The sequence below is a fragment of the Vibrio sp. dhg genome, assembly GCF_003443775.1.
GTDB classification, from domain to species: Bacteria; Pseudomonadota; Gammaproteobacteria; order Enterobacterales; family Vibrionaceae; genus Vibrio; species Vibrio natriegens.
This window is the reverse complement of the sequence record NZ_CP028943.1, coordinates 356,027-379,564: the sequence shown is the minus strand read 5'-3', so window position 1 is coordinate 379,564 and position 23,538 is coordinate 356,027. Positions and strand designations below refer to the sequence as shown.

The following is a 23,538-nucleotide window of genomic DNA, read 5'->3' as shown; positions in this document are numbered from 1 at the left end:
GGCTAATCGCATGGAATCGACAATCAATAAATCAAAGCTATCCGAAACCGACATCATCACGAAATTCATTCTTCCTGCTATCAAAGATGCAGGATGGGATGATATGTCTCAAATCCGTCAAGAGGTTAAACTGCGTGACGGTAAGGTCATTGTTCGTGGTCAAGCAGCGGCGAGGAAAAAGGTTAAGTCTGCGGATATCGTTCTTTACCATAAACCGAGCATGCCTCTAGCCGTTGTCGAAGCTAAAGCGAATAAGCATGAAGTCGGCAAAGGTATGCAACAAGGACTAGACTACGCCAACTTACTTGAAGTCCCTTTTGTCTTTGCCTCAAATGGCGACGGTTTTATCTTCCACGACAAAACCAACCCAGCTCAACTCGAAACTGAAATTCGACTTGAAGACTTCCCAACACCTCAGCAACTATGGGACAAATACTGCGTTTGGAAAGGCTACAAAACCGAGCACCTTCCAGTCATTACTCAAGACTACCATGATGATGGTAGCGGCAAGTCCCCGCGCTACTATCAGCTACAAGCGATAAACAAAACCGTAGAAGCGGTAGCCGCAGGACAAAACCGTGTGCTACTGGTTATGGCAACGGGGACGGGCAAAACTTACACTGCATTCCAGATTATTTGGCGGCTATGGAAGTCCCGAGCCAAAAAACGCATCCTGTTTTTGGCGGACAGAAACATTCTGATAGATCAAACTAAGACCAACGACTTCCAGCCGTTTGGCCCCGCTATGACCAAAGTCACTGGTCGAACAGTCGATCCCGCTTACGAAATCCACCTAGCTCTATATCAAGCTCTGACTGGCCCAGAAGAGCACCAAAAAGCATACAAACAGGTCGATCCTGATTTCTTTGACCTTATTGTCGTTGACGAGTGTCACCGTGGCAGTGCCGCCGAGGACAGCGCATGGCGCGAGATTCTTGAGTATTTCGGTTCAGCGACTCAAATAGGGCTAACCGCGACACCGAAAGAAACCGATATCGTGTCTAACACCGAGTACTTTCACGATGCCATATATACCTACTCTCTAAAGCAAGGTATTGAAGACGGTTTCTTAGCCCCTTACAAAGTTGTGCGTGTAGATATCGATGTAGATTTACAAGGTTGGCGACCAACCAAAGGACAAGTCGATAAACATGGTGAAGTCATCGAAGACAGGATCTATAACCAGAAAGACTTCGACAGAACTATGGTCATTGATGAGCGAACAGAACTGGTTGCACAGACCATCACCAGCTATCTCAAGCGCACCGACCCCATGGCGAAGACCATTGTGTTCTGTAATGACATTGACCACGCAGAGCGTATGCGTCGAGCGCTGATCAACTGCAACCCTGAGCAAGTTGCTAAGAATGAAAAATACGTAATGAAAATTACTGGTGATGATGAAATCGGCAAAGCTCAGCTTGATAACTTCATCAACCCCAAAAAGGCTTACCCTGTTATCGCGACCACCTCAGAACTCATGACAACAGGTGTCGATGCAAAAACTTGCAAACTGGTTGTTCTTGACCAGGGCATTCAGTCGATGACCAAGTTTAAGCAGATCATCGGTCGTGGTACTCGTATTGATGATCGTTACGGAAAGCTATGGTTTACCATTCTCGACTTCAAAAAGGCGACTGAACTGTTCGCTGATGAGCGCTTTGATGGAGTACCTGAGCGAGTTAAAGAGACAAAACCAGAAGACTTTGATACCGATGAAGGACTCGATGAGATCATCGATGGTGAGGATGAACTTGAACAAGATGATCCATTTGAAGGGGAAGATATCGACCCTGAAAGTATCCAAGAACCTGAAGCTCCATACGACTCAGGTTTATCTCCTTCTGACCGTAGCAATTCCGATGATGATTGGCAGGATGAAAACCGAGTTAGAAAGTTCCATGTCAACGGTGTAACGGTGAAAGCCATTGCCGAACGTGTTCAATACTACGATTCCGACGGTAAACTCGTAACCGAATCGTTCAAAGACTATACCCGCAAGACGATGGCAAAACAGTTCACCTCAATGGATGACTTTGTTAAGCGCTGGCAAGATGCCGATAAAAAGCAAGCAATCATTGATGAACTGGCAGAGGAAGGTATCATCTGGGAAGCATTAGAGTTGGAAGTCGGCAAAGATCTCGACCCATTCGACATGATTTGTCATGTCGTGTATGACCAACCAGCACTCACTAGAAAAGAACGCGCTGACAACGTCAAAAAGCGCAACTACTTCACTAAGTACGGTGAAACGGCTCAGCAGGTGTTGAACAACTTACTAGACAAGTACGCAGACGAAGGCGTTCAAGAGATTGAGAATATTCATGTACTCAAAGTTAAGCCTTTTGACGAGATGGGACGCCCTGCTGAGATCGTCAAAAAGTGCTTTGGTGGTAAAGAGCAGTATTTAGAAGCAATTTCTGAGTTGGAAGCTGAGATTTATCAATCAGCCTAATCACCATTTAAACCAAGCTAGAGTTTCTTTAGCTTGGTTAACGACCTCAAGTCACAATGCATATCTATATTTTTGGTAACCTAAATTCAGGCAAAACAACGTTAAGCGAACAAATACAAGGACGTTTGCCTGAGTTCACTTATTTGTCATTAGATGAGTATCGAATTCGCTTGGGCGATGGAACCGAGCAAGGTGAGCAACTTGCTTGTGAGCATTTCCTTGCTGCGGTTAAACAACAGGAAAATGCGATTGTTGAATTTACAGGATACGGTCAAACAGCTAGCCTTCTTACCAATCAATTAGATAGGAAAACAGGCATATTAATCTGTTGCACTAGAGATATTGAGCAGAGCATCAATGCAATTGATGACGAGAAATACTCAGAAATCCCTTACCCATCGGCCTACAAAAAACTGCAAGCTGTTGATGAAACTATTAGATTTTTGAAAGATAAAATCATACCGACGGAACTAGAAACTCACTGGCAAAGACAAATTTGGCAGTCTTACTGCTTTGACTTCTCTGAGAACTTTGATGCCTTCTGGGCGGACTTCCCATTATCTCAACACACTTGGGTCAGTAAACTTAATAAAGTATTGAGCACAGATACAAGCGTATCTACAGCTCTACTTTACGGAAGTTTGGGCGCTAATCAGTTAACAAAGCGCTCTGATATCGATTTATTTATTCAGTCATCGATTTCGGTTCAGGGTTGGTATGAAAGGCTCCTCAGATTGTTCGGCGAACAATTGGCTCATACCGATATTTTGGGGTCGAAAATCACTCTTAGAACACAAGACCGTTTGCTTATAGAAATCGTTGTAGGCCAATCGCTGTCTGACATTTCTCTTTATTATCGTGAGTCACAAATCTACAACGTTCACTTCACTATTTTAAAGGGTGAACTTGGCCTTGCAGAACAATTAGACGCCGTTACCAAAACACATACAAGCGAGCGAAAGCAAGCCAAAGAGTTGGCTGCTCAGGTTTACTTTTTATTTTGCTCCTTACCGAACCTTATCGCTAACAACGACAGTTACAAGTACCACTTTCACTGCTCTATCATCCAGCACTATTGTGTTCAGCTAGAACATTTATTGCTAAGTGAGTTTAAACACAACTACCTTCCCAAACATGCTGCTACAACATTGATTGATTTCCCATGGCAAGTATTTAACTGCTCAGCAACTCATATCAATACAGTGCAATATACTGAACTTTATCAGTACCTAATCTCACTGTTCGAACGGCTTAGAAAGAAACAACTGATTAAAAGTAATGGCTATTTCTCTGTGGAGAGTCGCTTTCTCCACGAGATCTCTAATGAAGATAACAAGGCTTAAAAATTGAAACATCATCAAATAAAAACAATCAACTACCAACTGTGGCTAGTGCTGATTCTGACAAGCTTAATACCATTAATCTACTCAACTACACGAATCCATTTCTTGGGCAGCATCCCTAGCCCATGGACTTTTAGCATTGCAGCACAAGTTGCATGGCTAAATGTAGGATATGAAGTCCTCAGCGAAGCATTACTTATCCCTCTAGCATTTATTCTAGGCAGAGTTATTCATAGTAATGAAGCTTTTCGTGAACGAGCCAGTCTATCTCTTTTGGTTACCTTAATTTGCTACTTTGTGGTGACCTTAATGGTATTGTGGCTAGCCCCGAACTTTGTAGATGCTATGCAGCAACAGGCTGAATTATTGGCCCAAACGATCCAATACATTCGATTGGAATCTGCCGCTATTTTGCTCTCTAGCTTCTATGCTTTTTTGTCTTTGGTTCTCGTCCTACGAAATGAACGAAAGGCGCTGTATGGTCTCCTAATAGTACAAATGCTCATGACTGTCCTTTGTGACAGCGTCTTCGTCAGTCAACTACCATACTCCCTTCAGTTAGGAGTGAATGGTATTGCTCTGAGTAATATCGTAGTCAATAGTCTTCTCGCACTATTTGCCCTGATTTATTTATCGAAATCAGGGATCACTCTGAGCTTCAAGTTTTCTAACAGTGATCAATCGCAATGGCTCAAAGAATGGGCAAAGATTGGATGGAAGTCAGGGCTTGAGTCACTCGTGCGAAATACTGCCTTTATTGTCATGATTCTTCAGCTGATTAACCAAGTACAACAAGCGGGAACGTTCTGGGTTGCTAATCAATTTATTTGGGGCTGGCTACTACTTCCCGTTTTGACATTAGGACAACTGGTTAAGCAAGATGCTGCGACAAACAATGGGTTAACATCTGAGCGAGTCAATAGCTACCTTTGGATAACGTTAGGAATCATTGCAGTTTGGATACTCACCGCACCGCTTTGGAACAGCTTTATAGCCAATGTCATGGGGATAGAGAACCCAGAATCAATCACCAGTCTAGTTTGGCTAATGGTTGGGTTCTATGTCATTTTCAGTTTAAACAATGTCATAGACAGTTACTTTTATGGTATTGGACGCACGGATTTGATGCTATATCAATCACTTATCGTAAACACCTTGTTTTACGGTTGTGCTTTTGTGCTTTATCAAATCGGTATCTTTGTACCTACGCTTGAACGAATCGCCATAATGTTCGGCTTGGGCATTACTGCTGATGCACTCATCACTTGGGTGTTGTACCTTGCCTTACGGAGCAAAATGAGCATGAATCAACAACCAGTAAGCCATTAATTTATATATTTCTCATAGATATAAATGCCCACTAACCTCCACCGTTATTGGGCATCACCTCTCCCCTTTCCAGTACTCACATTGACGTAGAAATGCTACAATCTGCCCCAATTTTTCAGCTATTTAGTAGTAGAACTTCATGTCAATCAGTTCAGTTATCAAGTCTATTCAAGACATCATGCGTAAAGATGCGGGTGTTGATGGTGACGCGCAGCGTCTAGGCCAAATGTCGTGGCTTTTATTCCTTAAAGTGTTTGATGCTCAAGAGGAAGAGCTAGAGTTCGAGTTAGATGATTACCGCGAACCCATCCCTGCGAAATATCTATGGCGTAACTGGGCGGCAGATAACCAAGGCATTACGGGTGACGAGCTGCTGGAATTCATCAATGATGACCTATTCCCGACGTTAAAAAACCTAACCGCACCGAAAGACACCAACCCACGTGGTTTTGTGGTGAGAGAAGCCTTTAGTGATGCTTTCAACTACATGAAAAATGGCACACTGCTGCGCCAAGTGATTAACAAGCTCAACGAGATCGACTTTACTGACTCTAAAGAACGCCACCTGTTTGGTGATATCTACGAACAAATCCTACGCGACCTACAAAGCGCAGGTAATGCGGGTGAGTTCTATACCCCTCGTGCAGTGACTCGTTTTATCGTCAATCGTCTTGACCCTAAACTGGGTGAGCAGATTATGGATCCCGCCTGCGGCACGGGCGGATTCCTGGCTTGCTCGTTCGATCACGTTAAAGAGAACTACGTAACAAGCGCAGCCGACCACCAAACGCTGCAAAAGCAAATCCATGGTGTAGAGAAGAAACAACTGCCACATTTGCTGTGTATCACCAATATGATGCTCCACGGCATCGAAGTCCCTGATCAGATCAAGCACGGCAACACGCTCAATAAGCCGCTTTCAAGTTGGGATAGCAATATCAATGTGATTGCGACTAACCCACCGTTTGGCGGCACAGAAGAGGACGGGATTGAAAAGAACTTCCCTGCCGAAATGCAGACTCGTGAAACGGCTGACCTGTTCTTGCAGCTTATTGTGGAAGTATTGGATAAAGATGGCCGCGCAGGTGTGGTGCTGCCTGATGGCACCTTGTTTGGTGAAGGTGTAAAAACCAAAATCAAAAAGATGCTGACAGAAGAGTGTAACCTGCACACGATTGTTCGTTTACCTAATGGCGTGTTCAACCCATACACAGGCATTAAGACCAACATCCTGTTCTTTACCAAAGGCCAACCAACTAAAGAAGTATGGTTCTATGAGCACCCTTACCCAGAAGGCGTGAAGAACTACAGCAAAACCAAACCGATGAAGTTTGAGGAGTTCCAGCAAGAGATCGATTGGTGGGGTAACGAGGCCGATGGATTCGCTAGCCGTATCGAGACCAAGCAAGCTTGGAAAGTGTCGATTGAGGATATTATCGAGCGCAACTTTAACCTTGATATTAAAAACCCGTATCAGGACGAAATCGTCAGCCATGATCCTGAAGAGTTACTGGCGAACTATCAGCAGCAACAACAAGACATCAAAGCACTGCGTGACCAACTGAAAGGCATTCTCGGTGATGCGCTTAGCTCTACCATTCAAGGTAAAAAGCAAGGTGGAGCACAATAATGGCAGTCGAAACCCTGATTACCGAGCATATTGATATTTGGACGTCGGCAGTAAAGACCAAATCGACCTCTGGTCGCGGTAGCAGCAACAAACTGGAGCTTTACGGTGTTAAAAAGCTGCGTGAGCTAATTCTGGAGTTGGCTGTGCGAGGCAAGCTTGTTCCTCAAGATCCTAATGATGAGCCTGCTTCTGTGTTGCTTGAGCGTATCGCGCAAGAAAAAGCGCAATTAGTTAAAGAAAAGAAGATTAAGAAACCAAGAAAGTATGAACCAATTGATGATAATTCTTTACCCTTTAATATTCCTTCGAGTTGGAAATGGGCAAGAATTGAGGATTTAGGCCGTGACCTTGGTCAGAAAAAGCCAGATAAAACGTTTACTTACGTGGATGTTGGCTCAATTAATAAAGAGTTAGGCTATATAGACGAACCAAGCATTTTAGAACATTCTGAGGCGCCATCCCGAGCTAGAAAATTAGTCCAGAAAAATACTGTTATTTACTCAACGGTACGACCATATTTGCTAAATATTGCTGTCATTGACAGAGACTTTAATCCTGAGCCTATAGCTAGTACTGCGTTTGCAATTATCCATCCTTTGAGCGGTATTTCTAGTTCGTATATTTATAGATACCTTAGGTCTCCAAGCTTTATTGAATATGTTGAGAGTGTTCAAACTGGTATTGCTTATCCTGCAATCAATGATAAACAGTTTTTTTTCGGTCTAATTCCTGTACCACCAAGCGCTGAGCAACGCCGCATCGTCGCCAAAGTCGATGAGCTAATGGCGCTTTGCGACCAGCTTGAGCAACAAACCGAAGACAGTATTGAAGCGCACCAAGTGCTGGTAACAACTCTGTTGGACACACTCACCAGCTCTGCCAATGCTGACGAGTTAATGCAAAACTGGGCGCGAATCAGTGAGCATTTCGATACCTTATTCACCACTGAAGAGAGTATCGACCAGCTTAAGCAAACCATTCTACAACTGGCAGTGATGGGTAAGCTTGTTCCGCAAGATCCAACCGATGAGCCTGCTTCTGAGTTACTGAAAAGAATTGCGGAAGAAAAAGCACAGTTAGTCAAAGATAAGAAAATCAAGAAGCAAAAAGCACTGCCGCCGATTGCTGAAGATGAAAAGCCGTTTGAACTGCCGAGTGGGTGGGTATGGGAAAGGATTGATAATCTATCCAACTTGATAGAGTACGGTTCATCACAAAAAACTGTTGACCCATTTCCTGGCGGCGTCCCTGTATTAAAAATGGGAGATATACAAAATGGTCAACTTATATTAGGCGACCATAAAATGATGAGCGCTGATGTAGAAGAACTTCCAAGCCTATATTTAAAAAACAACGACATACTCTACAATCGTACCAATAGCGCGGAGCTAGTAGGTAAAACAGGCATTTTTAAAGGTGAAGATGATAAATACTCATTTGCGTCCTATTTAATCAGAATTCGCTGTAACTCTAGAAATGTACTTCCAGATTACATTAACTTGTCGATGAACACACCTTTATTTAGAACAACTCAAGTTGAACCACACATTAAAAAACAATGCGGGCAAGCCAATGTTAACGGTACATTGATGAAGTCAATGCTGGTATCTATACCGCCTTTAAACGAACAAAAACAGATAGTCAGTAAAGTCAATCAGCTGATTTCGGCATGCAATTCTCTGAGAAGAACAATAGAAAAATCCAAATTAAAACAATTGAATATTGCTAACTCAATTGTGAAACGTTTGGTTTAAAAGTCTTAAAAGCAGCTCAAAGTAAGCTGCTTTTTCATATAAGAACAAGAATCATGAAATTAAAGCAACTATACATAAGTAACTACAAGAATCTTAATGAATTCACTTTAGACTTCTCAGAGGAATCATTTATCGAAACTTTAGTCGGTAAAAACGGTTCAGGAAAATCCAACTTCATAGAGGCACTCTTAGAGGTTTTCAGACATATATTCCAATATGATTGGCGAGACAACAGGTATGATATATTCTTCTCTTATAACCTTACTTATGAAATCGAAGGTTCAACTCAAACTATAGAATACAACTCAAATGTGAATCAGCTCATTATAAATGGACGCAATAGAGCAACCGTAGGTCAGACACCACTACCTGATTATATCTTAACCTATTACGCTGGGCACAACTCCACTGTAAGTGAGCATCTGAGTTCATTCGAAGAAAAGTTTGCTACAAATCTTGTTAGAGCAGATCAAACTGACAGTAGACCTTTCATAGGCCTCAATAAAAGTTACAACGATATATTACTAACAGTCTTTTCTCTTCTTCCTGATGATTCAATCGCAAAGACGTTTGTTTTTGAGAAACTTTCAATTGATGAAATTTATGATGAACTAAGAATCGAGTTAGAACGCCCTCACTATGCAACTACAGCGCGTTTTGACGTTCAATCCACAGATGAAGAAGATCCTTCGAAATATTGGAAACTTGCAGGTACAACCAGAAATATGTTGGATGAGTTAGACACTCACTGTAACGCCCCTATAGCAGAAGGAGTTAGAACTGAAGGCTACTTAGCAGGCTCGGATACTTACCAGAGATATTACTCAATCCGTCGCATCAAAGAACACTTTGCAACAAATACAGCTCATGACTTTTTCCGAATGTTAGATAACTTCAAAACATTAGGGATGCTAAAATCTGTTGTACTGAATATAAAGTTAAGAGACAACACCGATGTGGCGTCAAACGTTTTTAGTGACGGGCAATTTCAAGCCATTTACCTGTATTCGATAAGTGAAATTTTTAAGTCAGCCAATAGTATCACTATCATGGATGAACCTGACTCTTTCTTACATCCTGAATGGCAAGCACAATGCTCAGAGCAGATACAGTCTATATCCAGAAGAGCAGCATCAACAAACCACATAATCACAACGACTCACAGCGCGGTATCCTTAATAAGTAGCCCACAGACTAGAATAAGGTACTTTGAGGAGCATGAAGGATCTGTCAGAACTTTTACTCTACCAAAAAGAGAATCGGTTAGACGCCTTTGCCAAGGTGTTATTACTTACACTGAAGAAGAACAAATGCTCAGTGTCTTAAACGCCATCCACATAGAAAATAAACCCGTTTTGTTTACGGAGGGCAGTACGGATCCATTAATAATAAAGTCTGCATGGTACAAGCTATATCCAGATACTGAAATGCCATTTATTCCCTTCTATGCATTCAGTTGCTCCTATATAAATCAATTGATCACTGATCAACGCATACACAATGAAATGAATGGCCGCAAGGTGTTCGCCCTGTTCGATTTTGATGAGGCCTATAATCAATGGAATAGCCTTAACGGCCAAGTTTTGCTCGACAATGTTTCGAATGGACTAGTCAAGAAGTGGGACGGCGGTGAAGCGTACGCTATCATGCTTCCAGTCCCTCAACACCCAGATATCCAGAGACAAGTGTTTAAAAATGAGGCATTAGAGGAGCACTTTGGTGGCGCATCTTTTTGTATGATTGAGCATCTGTTCTATGGTTTGGATTTAACTGCACCATTTTTCACAAACCAAAATGTACCAGGAGGGCAGTTAATTCAATTCCAGGGCTGTAAAACTAATTTTGCTAAAACTGTAGTACCAACTCTACCTCCCGAGAACTTTGAAGTATTTCGTCCAATGCTTGACTGGATAAGAGAGCGATGTGCATAAGGGAGCGAACATGAGCCTATATAATATAACTAACAAAAACCTCACCGCACTGACGCCGACCAATGGAGCCTAAGTAATATCACTCGATTGATTCACTTTGCAGAGCAAAGTGGCATGGTTGTAGAAAAAGCAGGCTGATTCAGCTACCCAAAGTCGCAAGTAACAATCTTTGAGGAGAACATCGTTCTCCTCGAAGGATTTTTTATTTGTTAATCAAATACTCAATCTTTAGGTTTTGATAATTTAAGCGAGAACAATGTTCTCGCAGTATCAATAGCAAGCTCACCAATCCCCAGTTACATCAACTCGTTACTCAGAGAACATTGATCTTCCACACAGTTTTTTTATTGATTAATCAAATACCCACTCTTTACTATTTTAAGATTGGGATAAGAATACTGTTCCAAGTACAGTTCAGTGCACTATCGAGATGGTTGCTCATATCAAAAAGGTGTTACTTAAAAGCTAGCGTGAGATAAGGCAATACATACGCTTTGAGCTTAGACTCTATCTGTTCCACTGTTTTTAGTTGCTCTGGTAGAACATTGTTCATAGGAGTTTCAACATCTATCACAGTGACTAATCCACTCGCTCGTGGCACCGTTTTTTTCGTTACCACTACCAGTGCTTCGGCTTTACTTTCAACGGTATCGAGTGCGCTTAATAGAGCGTCACATTGAGATATTTGCGGTGTGTAACGAATCAGAAATCGGGTAGGGTTTATTGGGCTTACGAACACTTCCCGAGCAAGCTCTGCTGTTTCGTGGTAAAAGTATCGTTCGACTACATCTCCAATTGCTACCTTCCAACCTTGTTGAATTGCCGCAGTCGTTGTCGGCATCCAAAATTTAGAGAAATTCTCTCTTTGTGCTCTAGGCGCATTGCGTGTCAGATCGCCAATCACTGGGTGAGCAGGAACAAATCCCATGCTCTTAAAACCATCTCGTAATTCTTTGACGATTGGATTGGAGTCTTCGCATAACAAAGGGTAAATATCACGCCACAAATAATGAGTTTTTTCTATCGGAGATAGATACTTAGAATGGCTCATAACTTGGCATGAAGGCGGCAGTAACTCAGAGCGAATATAAATCACGTGATCAACAGGCAGTTGTAGATATCGCTCCAATTGAAAGAGGTTGCCACTCTCAACATTACCGATCGTTTCGGCTGCGTCGAGTTTATTCTCACAGAGAGCAATTGAACCATCATTTAATATCAGACGCATGTCTGGTCGGCATCCTGGATAGATAACTTGTGTTTCGACCTTGCTGATCAACCTGCTATCTTGGTCTCCAAATATCAACCTAACAAATGCTCGATTGAAACGTTCTGAAGACCTTAACGCAGCAGCGAAGAATTCAGTTAAGTGATCCTCTTTTGCTACCGTTAGTTTTTGAGTATTGATGAATAAGCCCACAAGCATCCCTTTCTGTCAGCGTCGTTTCCTAACAAAAAGGTTATCCGATTTTCCAGTCAGAACAATGTTCTTGTATCAAATATCAGCGTGATATCTTAGTAGCCTTACGTTAAGGAAGAACAAGGTTCTTACAATATCGTTTAAACCTCTTCGCTAATAACTACTACTGACTGGTAGATCTCCACCTCTCGGTATCATGGAACATTGTTCTTCATTGAATACTTTCAGTTAACCGCTTGTTCCAATGTCGCTTGACCGTGGGGACGGAGATGCCTAGAGCATGAGCTGTTTTGGATTGGCTCAGTCCCCTTGATCTACATTCTTGAACTTTTTGAGTTGTACTGATGGCTTCTGGTCGTCCAATCCGCTTACCCTCAGATTTAGCTCTGGCCTGCCCTTCCAATGTTCGCTCCCGAATTCGGTTTCGCTCAAATTCAGCAAATGCTGAGAACATTTGCAGCATCAATCGTCCCTCCGCTGAGCTTAGATCAGCGGTTGGCAGATCTAGAGATATTGGCGTTACACCTTTTTCTAACAGCATACTGATCGTATGCTGAACATCGATGTTATCTCTTCCAAGTCGATCAAGCTTTAGTACCACCAGTTTGTCCCCAGGCTCTAGTTTATGCTCAATCAACATTTTGAACTCACGTCGTTCTGTTGCAGGCACACTACCAGAAACTGTTTCATGTACAATTCGGTGTTCTTGAATATCGTAGCCAGCATTTCTGATAGCTAAGATCTGATTTGACACAGTTTGCTCACTAGTCGATACACGACAATAAGCGAATGTCCGTCCCATACTATCCACTACTCACTCCTTTTGGCATCACAATTGGTATCATCAATCGATTGGGTGTCATAAAAATCCGAACACTACTTTATGAGACCGTAAACACTTCATTCCCGTCTGGTATCAGAAAACGGATGTTTGTTGATACTACAGGGGTGTTTACATCTCGCTAAAGTTGACTAGTTAAGTCGATAATTAAGGCAAACCACCTTTGCCTTAATAAAAATCGAGTAAATAAATTATTACGCATAGATAAAAATCATTACTCTAAAGTTATTTATATATAATAAAAAACAAACTCAGTTAAAAAAACCTTGACATTAAAATCCAACATAAAAAATTAAATTTTATTTATTTAATTTTTTATGTTATAACTATTATAACTGTTATAACTATTATAAAGTTATAATTCTAATATAAGGTTAGCTTTTACAAAAATGAAGGTTAAACCCAAATAAGTCTAAATTATTGCAGAAATTCTTCTGCCACTACTGGCACTTTCAATGCCAGTAGTGGCACATTGCTTGCCAGTCTTGGCAAATTCTCTTGCCACGAGCTTTGATGACGGAATTTTTAAGGCTTTCATCATTTGTCTGATAAAAGTCCACTGGCTTTAGATTTGTGCAAAAAAAGAACAGCGTTAGAATACGTTGAATGTCTCATTTTTTCTTGACTTATAGCGGTTGCAGCCATATAAGCCTGGCACTCGGCATTCTTTCTTTTCTTTAATATATTTTCTTTTCAAACGAACTTTTGGAACATTGTTCTTTTCATCTAAATTAATAGAATTTGCTCTGCGTAATGCTTCTTCATCTGAAATTTCATTGTAGATCACTTTAAAATTATTGAGCTTATTTTCACGTTCTTCTCTTACGGATAGATAACTCATCTCACGATTACGTTTAGAATAAACTAGAACTTTAGACATATCGACAACCCTCTTGATATATATAGATAAACTCAATGACCATTATATTTATCAAGTAATATTCTCTTTGTAAAGGACCTTTTAATACTATTTAAAAATCACTTTAACATTTAATTATTAAATAAAAACCGTTTGATTTTTTAATTATTAAATTAGAGAAACAATAATTAATTTAACTCCTACCAAAAATGAAAATGATCGGACTCTGGGCTATTAGTGTTGCGATTCTCCTCCTCAAAGAATCATATTTATCATCATAGATTCCGAGTTAGGATCCTAACCGAGAATAAAGAACAGTTTCTGACTATTGGTGACGCTATTCCCCCTCCTCAAAGAACCATATTCATCCCCATAAGTTCCGAGTTAGGATCCTAACCGAGAATGAACATCGCATCTGACGATTAGTGCTGCCATTTCCTCACCTCAAAGCAACCAAAATCATCCCCATAAGTTCCGAGTTAGGATCCTAACCGAGAATAGAGAACAGATTCTGACTATTGGTGACGCTATTCCCCCTCCTCAAAGAACCATATTCATCATAGATTCAGAGTTAGGATCCTAACTCTGACAAATAAGTCAGGAATCACTAGGGTATCAGCGACTACCGATGCTTTAACTTCAATCACAAGTGGACAAAAATATATGTCATACTTACTTTTTTTGACTACTTATGAGCATTGACGTGAATATTGAGGATGCATTGGAGCGCCTGCATAAATTTGACAGGCGAGGTATACATGTTTATCGAAAGAGTGATCTCAGGAGATTATTTTTTGATGATTCACTTACAGCATTCCAGCAAAGCTTGCTGCGTTTAGTAAAAGCAGGAGTACTAGAGAGGGTGTGCAATGGTGTTTATGTATTCTCATACAGCCGTCATAGAGGTGGTTATACTATTGAATATATTGCTAAATGCTTGCGACGGGGAGAGTATAATTACATCTCTCTAGAATCGGCACTCTCAGAATACAGTGTCATTTCTCAAGTAATGACCGACAGAATTACTATCATGACAACGGGGCGTAAAGGGGAGTTTAGAACTCCCTACGGCGTTATCGAGTTCACACATACGAAACGTGCTGATATTGACATTATCAGCAATACGATAACTTCAGATCGGCCTCTGCGGATTGCGAAAAAAGAAGCTGCGATTCGAGATTTGAAAAGGGTTGGAAGAAACACGCACTTAATAGTGACGAATCACAAGTAGGCAGATGCTGGCACTCCCAAAAAACACACACACAACTCACTTTTGGACAAAACTTTGTCAGTTGTTTTACTAAATTAGGATGTAACGGATTAGCAAACATATGTGAAATTAACGCCCTGTTGAGGTGATCAACGCAATACTGATGCTGCCGCATACCACCTTAATCACTTAAACCAACTTATAGCAAAAATGCCACGCATGCCGAATCACTCTTGAACAATTTGTTATGTTTACCTTACCGTGCTCTTTTGTCTACTTGAGTTTGTAAATCATTAAACTGATCTTCAGTCGTTTCTGGGTTAAGAATAACTTTATAAAGCCTATTTGATGTAGATTTTTCTAAAACCTCCACTTTCCATTTTTTATTAATGTAGGTTTTTACTGTACTTTTAGCCCAGCCAGTAGCATTTTCAATATCTTCAACAGTAATTTGTTGACCATGATTTTGAGTAGATACCCCCGTGCATGCACGGGGTACTTACTGTTACAACTCCATGCGGAGTTGACCAGAATCCTTTTCGCCCTGATGTCTAACGTAATTCGCTATAACCTGTTCATTCACGCCTACGCTACTGACAAAGTAACCTGGCGACCAAACAATGGTCTCTTTCCAGTAAACCTTACTTAGCCAACTGAACGTTTTTCGCATGTGGTGCGACGATTGGCTTTTTAGTTTACCCATGACGTCTGAAATACTGTACTTCGGTGGGATAAGCATCATCATATGCAGATGATCTTCATCAAAGCCTATCGTCTAGATCTCAACGCCAGGTAAACTTCGCAGTAACTTTGGCATTATCTTTCGTAGGTAGCTGCACATACCAGGATTCAGGATTTTACGACGGTACTTAGTCACCCAAACTATGTGATATTTAGTGTAATAAACACTATGGGACGAGGTGTAATATTGCATTTAGCCATCGTACCGTCTCCAAAGGCATTCATCCACGGGTAAACCCGTGGTTTTCTGTATCCACAGAATAAAAAACTGAAAGGCTAATTTAGCTTTATCACTCAATGGCAAAATAAATACTCCCTGTAAACATAACGCTTGCTACGCGGCTTTTAGCCGCCTTTGATATTCCTATCATGCAACCTTTGTAGGAGAGGAAAAACTTATCATACTAAAAGGTCAAGAAACCCTGCTCGTATCGTCGTAAGTAATACGCAGCCAGGAATAAAGATTCATACTAACTGCTACACCCAGCATGAATCGAGCTACAAAGTAAGTATTAAAGTATCATACCAAATTCGACCCATTTTTTGGACAGAAACGATTTAAATGTATAGGTCTAAACCGTTTCAACAAGATAAGAAAAGTATCTTGAAACCATAAATTTTTGTTACGGTGCATTCAATTTATCAATACTGATTTGAAGAAGTATTCTTTGATAAAGGTCATTATTGTTAATAGTGCCTGTGAACCCCAAATTTCTTACCACATCTTCACGTTCTCTTCTTTCAAATTCATCAAGACGCGGATCGAAAGAGACTTCATCAAAAAGCGTATTAGGATCAATCTGAACTTGTAGTAAAGAGCGTGTCGGTTGAATATCACGTTGTATAAATAGTACTCGTAACTCGTTTTCATGAGAGAAAGCTTCTCTCTTAAGCAAGAGAAGCTTGGCTCTATAATTAGGATTAGAATAAACCTTAAGTCCGTTATCTGTTATTGTATTCCCTATATCATTGAATAACGATTGTCTATCTAGATAGTTGACAGCCCCCATAAACCAAGTACCACAAAGCATGCTAGGAGCATTTGACAACAACGAATACATGAGTTTTCTTGGTGTGGTTTTAACTCGTACCCCCTCATCTTTGGGGCATGTATTTCTTTTAGAGTGCGGATCTTTTACCACTCGACTGTATGCTCTAAGTAATGTATCGGACTCAGGTGTCGCAGACCAACATTGAGCAAAAACAGGTGGTAGCTCTTGGTTAATAATATCCTGCTTACATGTACCATCCTCAACATAACTTACTGCAATGGCGTCACCAATTATTTCGTATGGATCTTCCCAACTTTTGGGTGAAACGAAGGTTAACCTTTTAAAGCGAAGAAGCTCTTCGAAAAACCATAATGGGAAAATTCGATATATAGGCATCTCAGGGTTATCTATACCTACTAAACTTTCGTTAACCTTTTGTTCTATATGTTTTTTATCCATTGAGACTGCACCTAATATAAATTTGAAAAAATAGACACTTAATTTTATATTAGATAAATTTAGTCAAAGAGACGAAAAAACAGAAAAGATTATTATCATTAGCTTACTTTGGGACACTGAAGATTTTTGAAAAAATCTTTTAACAATTAGCAGCCATTTCATAGTTTTTGTTGTATTGCCAGAGCCATTGCTTTGATATCAGCCCCTTTCAAACCAAGAGTGTTGCGGTTCAAGTTTTCGTCGCTCATATTTTGAACATGTGATAACCAAGCGCGATAATATCTCGTAGAGTTGTTTATCGTGCTAATACGTGAACGTTGCGTTTTAATTAAAGCCCAATTTCTGTGGGTGGAGTCCACATGCAGGTGGTATAGATACGAAACAAAAAAGCTCGCGCCAATAGTGGTAAGCTTATCGCCACCATCGAATGAAAATGTATGTCGCTCAGATCGCTTGCTTGGCATTCCGTATACCCCATATACTTTCCTTAGAACATGTTAATGTTAGTCATTAGGAAAAATAGGTCAATCTATCGACAAGGTATTGCCGACGGTCTTAGCTCAAAATCATTTTGGGGCATTTTCTACTTAGAGAATGCCAACAGTCACAGGCTTCGAACCGAGCACTTCCTACAGAGTCTCTCTGACATAGCTATAGAACTTTTTCTGGTGACAGGCATTAATGAAAGTACAACTCACGTTCCCTAGCGATAGTGCGTTTCCACCAAACTTAAATATCCTGACTAATGTGAGTTGCGTAAGTCAAGTTTCGAACTCTTGTTCATTTTTATGGCTCATAAGGCTGGTTGAATGCCACACACCACCGATGGTACGGGTCTGAAAATTTAACGCGCTTGGAATCGAAAGACTCAGGCTTATGTGGCCAATAACTTTTGGCATGTCCTTTCAGCCACTGAACAGTACCATTGTATTCCTCGTGCTTTTTATTTGAGATTACTTCAAGCAAATCCTGATAACCGTTCATTCCGCCACAATCTTCAGGCGGACAAGCTCTCCTTCCTGCGATGCACTGAGGATAATCAGAATCCAGTGGTGCTAGGAACATACCAACTAACACCACCTCATGATGCCAGTTATCACCAAAGTCGTATATATAATCGATGGTATTACCTAATGATGTGAAGTATTTTTTTACTGAAAACTCCCAACCAGCAACTACACGATCATCATGCTCTGATTCCAGAATACCTATTGGCTTACCTTTTGTTGGTCCGTTTTTCCTTGGTGTAAATTCATGCAGATGGTAATCCAGCCATCCAAACGCATCTTGAATGGCAACGTGTAACTCCCAAAAATTGTAATGGTCAGGAACATCAATCTCCCTCCAAATTTCAGGGTTGCTATCAGATAACGATATCTTAAATCGAAGAATCTTTTGGTGCATCATTGATTACTAGTCCTATAGATAAGAATGAACCTAAATATCAGGTAATTGAGACGCTTTCATGCTAAGAGCTGCCAATTTTATCAGTTATGGTTATAACGGTCGCTGCTCTATAAGAGAATATCAGACCTATGTCTGCTGAGTACACTCACTATTCTGATAAGGACTGAAGGTTGTCGTTACTTTGGGATTAGAAAATCTAGCTCACCTGAAGCCCTGCGTATCGATACTGACAAAGCTCACTAAAGCGGTTTGGGGCACAAACGAGTTATAGTTGGTGCTCAAAATCTGTGATCAAAATCGTGCACTTCGGATAAGTTGAATTGTATAAAACCAAGTAAACGAGTCTAACCGAAGCATGTCTATAAAGTCGGTGGCTATTCAGATATCGTTGTTTCTCTTGACTTCTCGATCACGAAAGCAGCGTCGTCTGGTATTGTTGTTTTCCTTGACCTCTAAGATAAATTTTTGAACCTTCCCCAACGATGTTTATGATCGGTCAAAGGTTACGTGATCGAAAAATGTCACATTTTCTATTACTATCAGTGAGTTAATAACCATTTGCAGTACTTTGGCATCGTTGTTCTTCTATTCTATCTAACCACTCACGTATCTCGTTCTGCTCGCTCCTGCACCAGGGCTTTTATGGAGAGGACGCTCATAGACCACAGAAAATTTCTTCTTAAGATCGCACGTAGACCAGGATCATTTTTAAGAAATAATAATTAAAATACAACAGGTTATGATTACATCCATCTAGAAGAGGATCACTCCTAGACCATAGAAATTTGCTTTTAGAGATCGCTCGTAGACCTTAGGTCGCTGAATCGAAAGGGGTTCGATGAGAATAGGACATCGTTGTTTCTCTTGACCTCTCGATCATGAAAGTGACGTCCTCTGGTATCGCTGTTTTCCTTGACCTCTAAGATAGATTTTTGAATCGTTACCCAACGATGTTTATGATCGGTCAAAGGTTACGTCATCGCAATATATCACAATTTCCATTACTATCAGTGAGTTAATGACCATTTACAGTACTTTGGTATCGTTGTTCTGCTATTCTATCTAACCACTCACGTATCTCGTTCTGCTCGCTCCTGCACCTGGGGGCTTTTATGGAGACGATCGCTCATAGACCACAGAAAATTGCTTCTTGAGATCGCACGCATACCAAGAGCCTTTAAAGAAATAATAAATTAAATACAATATCTTACAGACACACCCATCTAGAAGAGGATCACTCCTAGACCATAGAAATCTGCTTTTAGAGATCGCTCGTAGACCTTAGGTCGCTGAATCGAAAGGAGGTCGATGAGAATAGGACATCGTTGTTTCTCATGACCTCTCGATCATGAAAGTGACGTCCACTAGTATCGTTGTTTTCCTTGACCTCTAAGATGGATTTTTGAACCTTCCCCAACGATGTTTATGATCGGTCAAAGGTTACGTCATCGCAACACATCACAATTTCTATTACTATCAGCGAGTTAATGACCATTCGCAGTACTTTGGCATCGTTGTTCTTCTATTTCATCTAACCACTCACGTATCTCGTTCTGCTCGCTCCTGCACCTTGGCTTTTATCGAGAGGCTCGCTCATAGACCACAGAAAATTGTTTCTTGAGATCGCTCGTAGACCGAGAGCGTTTAAATAAATAATAAAGTAAATACAATAGTTTAAAGTAAAATCCATGGAGAAGAGGATCACTCATAGACCATAGAAATTTGCTTTTGGAGATCGCTCGTAGACCTTAGGGGGGCTGAATCGAAAGGGTTCGATGAGAATAGGACATCATTGTTTCCCTTGACCTCTCGATCATGAAAGTGGCGTCAACTGGTATCGTTGTTTTCCTTGACCTCTAAGATAGATTTTTGAATCTGACCCAACGATGTTTATGATCGGTCAAAGGTTACGCGATCGAAAAATATCACAATTTCCATTACTATCAGTGAGTTAATAACCATTTGCCGTACTTTGGCATCGTTGTTCTTCTATTCTATCTAACCACTCACGTATCTCGTTCTGCTCGCTCCTTCACCTTGGCTTCTATGGTGAGGATCGCTCATAGACCACAGAAAATTGCTTCTTGAGATCGCACGTAGACCAGGCTCCTTTTTTAAGAAATAACAAAGTAAATACAATGATTTATAGCTATACCCACTAAAAGAGGATCACTCATAGACCATAGCAATTTGCTTTTAGAGATCGCTCGTAGACCTTAGGTCGCTGAATCGAAAGGAGGTCGATGAGAATAGGACATCGTTGTTTCTCATGACCTCTCGATCATGAAAGTGACGTTCACTAGTATCGTTGTTTTCCTTGACCTCTAAGATGGATTTTTGAACCTTCCCCAACGATGTTTATGATCGGTCAAAGGTTACGTCATCGCAACACATCACAATTTCTATTACTATCAGCGAGTTAATGACCATTCGCAGTACTTTGGCATCGTTGTTCTTCTATTTCATCTAACCACTCACGTATCTCGTTCTGCTCGCTCCTGCACCTTGGCTTTTATCGAGAGGCTCGCTCATAGACCACAGAAAATTGTTTCTTGAGATCGCTCGTAGACCGAGAGCGTTTAAATAAATAATAAAGTAAATACAATAGTTTAAAGTAAAATCCATGGAGAAGAGGATCACTCATAGACCATAGAAATTTGCTTTTGGAGATCGCTCGTAGACCTTAGGGGGGCTGAATCGAAAGGGTTCGATGAGAATAGGACATCATTGTTTCCCTTGACCTCTCGATCATGAAAGTGGCGTCAACTGGTATCGTTGTTTTCCTTGACCTCTAAGATAGATTTTTGAATCTGACCCAACGATGTTTATGATCGGTCAAAGGTTACGCGATCGAAAAATATCACAATTTCCATTACTATCAGTGAGTTAATAACCATTTGCCGTACTTTGGCATCGTTGTTCTTCTATTCTATCTAACCACTCACGTATCTCGTTCTGCTCGCTCCTTCACCTTGGCTTCTATGGTGAGGATCGCTCATAGACCACAGAAAATTGCTTCTTGAGATCGCACGTAGACCAGGCTCCTTTTTTAAAAAATAACAAAGTAAATACAATGATTTATAGCTATACCCACTAAAAGAGGATCACTCATAGACCATAGCAATTTGCTTTTAGAGATCGCTCGTAGACCTTAGGTCGCTGAATCGAAAGGGGATCGATGACAATAGGATATCGTTGTTTCTCTTGACCTCTCTGTCATGAAAATGGCGTCCATTCGCATAGCGAATATAACTATCCACTTTTTCTTTCAGAACAGCGTCGTATACACTAGGGTTCCGTTACTTCATTCTGAGAAGGATACTCATGAAAGCTCGCATTGGGGTTGCATCGGAAGATCTCATTCGTAGGCATATGATTAGTGTGGCCGCAGGCAACATTAGCCATAACAAGCATCTACCGACGCTTTGGTTCACGTCACTAAATGAAGCCTCAAAGCTACTGTGTAATGAGAATATCGAACTAATGCTGCTGATCAATAGAGAAAAGCCTGAAAGTCTAGCTGAGCTTGCGGAGATTAGCGGTCATCATATCCGCGAACTCTCACGAACTCTCGACGACTTATCATCAAAAGGATTCATCCAGTTAGAGGAAAAGGGCAACGCTTGCCGCCCTATTGCTGTATTTACTGACTTTGAGATTATTCTCGGCAAAGAATTAGAGAATACACTGCAAGAAGGCTATCTTGCATGATACCGAACACTCGTTACTGCGGCGCATGCCGCTTGGGTAGCACAGCTTCATGCTGTGCAGACTCGAATGGTGATTGTTCTTGATACTTTCCGTCTAGGCCAACTTGATAGCCATCGATGATCTCTTCCAGTTCTATTTTGAGGGCTTCAGTTACTTCAACTAGCTTATCAGTATTGGTAAAGATAGCGTGATCAAGCAAGTCAAGAAGTCCATTTAGCGTAACCTTACTATCCTTTGATTCGGCTTGCTCGTTATCACTTCTTGTAGCCTTAGCCTCGTTCTTCATATCAGCCTCGCTCATAAAAATGCCTGCCGTACACACGGCTGTAGCACAATTACACTCTCGCCAGCCTCTGAGAAGTTTCCTCAGCAAAAAATCTTAACTGTTTACAATAAAAACGATTAATTTCAGACAGTTATAAACCACTAAGATTTAGACACTAAAAGTTAGTGTCTAAATCTTAGTGCCGAAAAATCAAACAAAGCGTCCAATCATTGTCTTCCATGGAGGTTTCACTTTAAGCTACTGATGTTAAAGCACTTAGCGTATGTGCTCACTTCTCTAATCTAAAAAACCCCTGTACCATGGAGAAGTCAATCAACTCTAAGGTCATGATAGTTTGAAGTTTTACGTTGTTTCCGATCTGCATCTCGACATTCACGGAATACGCCGTGATTTCTGGTATAGCTTCGATAACGAAGCCACTTTAGTCGTTGCAGGTGACACAGCGAACGGCCTCTTAGGCATGGCGTATGTAAAGAATGTACTTTGCCGCCACTTTAAGACTGTGATAATGATTGCAGGAAACCATGAATGGTATAGCAATAAGAGTAAATCCTACCGCCATAGAAGTACGTCCGTGGGGTGCAAATCTAGTGCTAACTCTGACGTTCTCAAAGATTCTAGGGGTTCCGTACTAGCCAAGCTTAAGGCTCATAGTGATACAACTGAAAACCTGTTCTTTTTGAATAATGAGTCAATTGATTTAGATGGATATAGCATTTATGGGGGAACTCTTTGGTTTCCTATTCACACATACTCGTCTACACTGATTGATGCGTACTCAGAACTGATGAATGATACAAAGTACATCAGCCATCAAATGATTGAAGAGCAGCACAAAGCATTCATTAACAACTTTCCAGAGAAAGTTGATATAGCAATATCTCACCACCTTCCATCTAAAGAAGCTTTTGCTTTCGAGCAAAATGCCAGCAGCGATTATGCTCCGTATTATCATGCAGGGTTGAGTAATGAGTTGATCTCAAGAGCTAGGTATTGGGTTGCAGGGCATCAACATGATGCTGTAGAGAAAGTGATCGCTGACGGTAGTACCACATTCATTTCTAACCCCAAGGGTTCTGTCAGCTTATTAACTAGTGGATTACTTACTAATAAAGCTTATTACCTATAAGAGCTAGACAGCAAGAAACTTCGGCATCTGAAAGTCCGTTA

General features: G+C 40.9%; 15 protein-coding genes and 1 pseudogene. 9 read left to right on the top strand and 7 right to left on the bottom strand.

Annotated features, from left to right (window positions below):
- Nucleotides 1-10 precede the first annotated feature (10 nt).
- The 6 genes from hsdR (at nt 11) to DBX26_RS01775 (ending at nt 10,442) form a co-directional block, all read left to right on the top strand.
- Entirely contained in the window at nt 11-2,455 is a 2,445-nt protein-coding gene (hsdR, locus tag DBX26_RS01800; protein ID WP_041157139.1) for an EcoAI/FtnUII family type I restriction enzme subunit R, read from the top strand.
- A gap of 56 nt (nt 2,456-2,511) precedes the next feature.
- Complete coding sequence (locus DBX26_RS01795; protein ID WP_041157134.1) at nt 2,512-3,798, top strand: nucleotidyltransferase domain-containing protein; 1,287 nt, start codon at nt 2,512-2,514, stop codon at nt 3,796-3,798.
- A 3-nt stretch (nt 3,799-3,801) separates the two neighbouring features.
- Nucleotides 3,802-5,127: an MATE family Na+-driven efflux transporter gene (locus DBX26_RS01790; protein ID WP_041157133.1), complete on the top strand. Its 1,326-nt coding sequence runs from the start codon at nt 3,802-3,804 to the stop codon at nt 5,125-5,127.
- A 139-nt stretch (nt 5,128-5,266) separates the two neighbouring features.
- On the top strand, nt 5,267-6,757 hold the full coding sequence (locus tag DBX26_RS01785; protein ID WP_041157132.1) for an N-6 DNA methylase: 1,491 nt from the start codon (nt 5,267-5,269) through the stop codon (nt 6,755-6,757).
- Nucleotides 6,757-8,511 (top strand): restriction endonuclease subunit S, encoded by a 1,755-nt coding sequence (locus DBX26_RS01780; RefSeq protein WP_118117675.1) that lies wholly within the window; start codon nt 6,757-6,759, stop codon nt 8,509-8,511. Before DBX26_RS01785 ends, DBX26_RS01780 begins: the two co-directional genes overlap by 1 nt.
- A 53-nt stretch (nt 8,512-8,564) precedes the next feature.
- Nucleotides 8,565-10,442, top strand: coding sequence for an ATP-dependent endonuclease (locus DBX26_RS01775; protein WP_118117673.1), 1,878 nt, complete (start codon nt 8,565-8,567; stop codon nt 10,440-10,442).
- 454 nt (nt 10,443-10,896) lie between these two features.
- On the opposite strand, the gene DBX26_RS01770 is transcribed toward DBX26_RS01775, so the two are convergent.
- The 3 genes from DBX26_RS01770 to DBX26_RS01760 form a co-directional block, all read right to left on the bottom strand.
- Complete coding sequence (locus tag DBX26_RS01770; RefSeq protein ID WP_041157130.1) at nt 10,897-11,868, bottom strand: hypothetical protein; 972 nt, start codon at nt 11,866-11,868, stop codon at nt 10,897-10,899.
- A 205-nt stretch (nt 11,869-12,073) separates the two neighbouring features.
- On the bottom strand, nt 12,074-12,664 hold the full coding sequence (locus DBX26_RS01765) for a recombinase family protein (protein WP_029861041.1): 591 nt from the start codon (nt 12,662-12,664) through the stop codon (nt 12,074-12,076).
- A gap of 631 nt (nt 12,665-13,295) precedes the next feature.
- Nucleotides 13,296-13,583 (bottom strand): hypothetical protein, encoded by a 288-nt coding sequence (locus DBX26_RS01760; protein WP_118117671.1) that lies wholly within the window; start codon nt 13,581-13,583, stop codon nt 13,296-13,298.
- A gap of 670 nt (nt 13,584-14,253) precedes the next feature.
- On the opposite strand from DBX26_RS01760, the gene DBX26_RS01755 reads away from it, so the two are divergent.
- On the top strand, nt 14,254-14,793 hold the full coding sequence (locus tag DBX26_RS01755) for a hypothetical protein (protein ID WP_102780345.1): 540 nt from the start codon (nt 14,254-14,256) through the stop codon (nt 14,791-14,793).
- Nucleotides 14,794-15,277: 484 nt separating this feature from the next.
- Here DBX26_RS01755 and tnpA read toward each other — a convergent pair.
- The 3 genes and pseudogenes from tnpA to DBX26_RS01730 form a co-directional block, all read right to left on the bottom strand.
- Nucleotides 15,278-15,706 (bottom strand): annotated as a pseudogene (gene tnpA / locus DBX26_RS25625) (IS200/IS605 family transposase).
- 430 nt (nt 15,707-16,136) lie between these two features.
- Entirely contained in the window at nt 16,137-16,964 is an 828-nt protein-coding gene (locus DBX26_RS01740) for a hypothetical protein (RefSeq protein WP_118117665.1), read from the bottom strand.
- A 786-nt stretch (nt 16,965-17,750) separates the two neighbouring features.
- Entirely contained in the window at nt 17,751-18,371 is a 621-nt protein-coding gene (locus DBX26_RS01730; protein WP_228084526.1) for a plasmid pRiA4b ORF-3 family protein, read from the bottom strand.
- 3,324 nt (nt 18,372-21,695) lie between these two features.
- Between DBX26_RS01730 and DBX26_RS01725 the strand changes: the two genes are divergently transcribed.
- The gene (locus DBX26_RS01725) at nt 21,696-22,082 is read left to right on the top strand and encodes a hypothetical protein (protein ID WP_005392195.1); all 387 of its coding nucleotides are present in this window, start codon (nt 21,696-21,698) and stop codon (nt 22,080-22,082) included.
- A 13-nt stretch (nt 22,083-22,095) separates the two neighbouring features.
- Here DBX26_RS01725 and DBX26_RS01720 read toward each other — a convergent pair whose 3' ends face one another.
- Nucleotides 22,096-22,383, bottom strand: a complete 288-nt coding sequence (locus DBX26_RS01720; RefSeq protein ID WP_025506926.1) for a hypothetical protein — start codon at nt 22,381-22,383, stop codon at nt 22,096-22,098.
- A 319-nt stretch (nt 22,384-22,702) separates the two neighbouring features.
- Here DBX26_RS01720 and DBX26_RS01715 point away from each other — a divergent pair, with 319 nt between their 5' ends.
- Nucleotides 22,703-23,497, top strand: coding sequence for a metallophosphoesterase (locus tag DBX26_RS01715; protein ID WP_005392197.1), 795 nt, complete (start codon nt 22,703-22,705; stop codon nt 23,495-23,497).
- Nucleotides 23,498-23,538: the final 41 nt, after the last annotated feature.

What these genes read in the sequence shown, in the direction of transcription:
- DBX26_RS01775 (WP_118117673.1), top strand. Translation starts at nt 8,565, where the DNA reads ATGAAATTAAAGCAACTATACATAAGTAACTACAAGAATCTTAATGAA.
- DBX26_RS01760 (WP_118117671.1), bottom strand. Translation starts at nt 13,583, where the DNA reads ATGTCTAAAGTTCTAGTTTATTCTAAACGTAATCGTGAGATGAGTTAT.
- DBX26_RS01720 (WP_025506926.1), bottom strand. Translation starts at nt 22,383, where the DNA reads ATGAGCGAGGCTGATATGAAGAACGAGGCTAAGGCTACAAGAAGTGAT.
- DBX26_RS01740 (WP_118117665.1), bottom strand. Translation starts at nt 16,964, where the DNA reads ATGGATAAAAAACATATAGAACAAAAGGTTAACGAAAGTTTAGTAGGT.
- DBX26_RS01755 (WP_102780345.1), top strand. Translation starts at nt 14,254, where the DNA reads ATGAGCATTGACGTGAATATTGAGGATGCATTGGAGCGCCTGCATAAA.
- DBX26_RS01765 (WP_029861041.1), bottom strand. Translation starts at nt 12,664, where the DNA reads ATGGGACGGACATTCGCTTATTGTCGTGTATCGACTAGTGAGCAAACT.
- DBX26_RS01780 (WP_118117675.1), top strand. Translation starts at nt 6,757, where the DNA reads ATGGCAGTCGAAACCCTGATTACCGAGCATATTGATATTTGGACGTCG.
- DBX26_RS01785 (WP_041157132.1), top strand. Translation starts at nt 5,267, where the DNA reads ATGTCAATCAGTTCAGTTATCAAGTCTATTCAAGACATCATGCGTAAA.
- DBX26_RS01770 (WP_041157130.1), bottom strand. Translation starts at nt 11,868, where the DNA reads ATGCTTGTGGGCTTATTCATCAATACTCAAAAACTAACGGTAGCAAAA.
- DBX26_RS01730 (WP_228084526.1), bottom strand. Translation starts at nt 18,371, where the DNA reads ATGATGCACCAAAAGATTCTTCGATTTAAGATATCGTTATCTGATAGC.
- DBX26_RS01725 (WP_005392195.1), top strand. Translation starts at nt 21,696, where the DNA reads ATGAAAGCTCGCATTGGGGTTGCATCGGAAGATCTCATTCGTAGGCAT.
- hsdR (WP_041157139.1), top strand. Translation starts at nt 11, where the DNA reads ATGGAATCGACAATCAATAAATCAAAGCTATCCGAAACCGACATCATC.
- DBX26_RS01795 (WP_041157134.1), top strand. Translation starts at nt 2,512, where the DNA reads ATGCATATCTATATTTTTGGTAACCTAAATTCAGGCAAAACAACGTTA.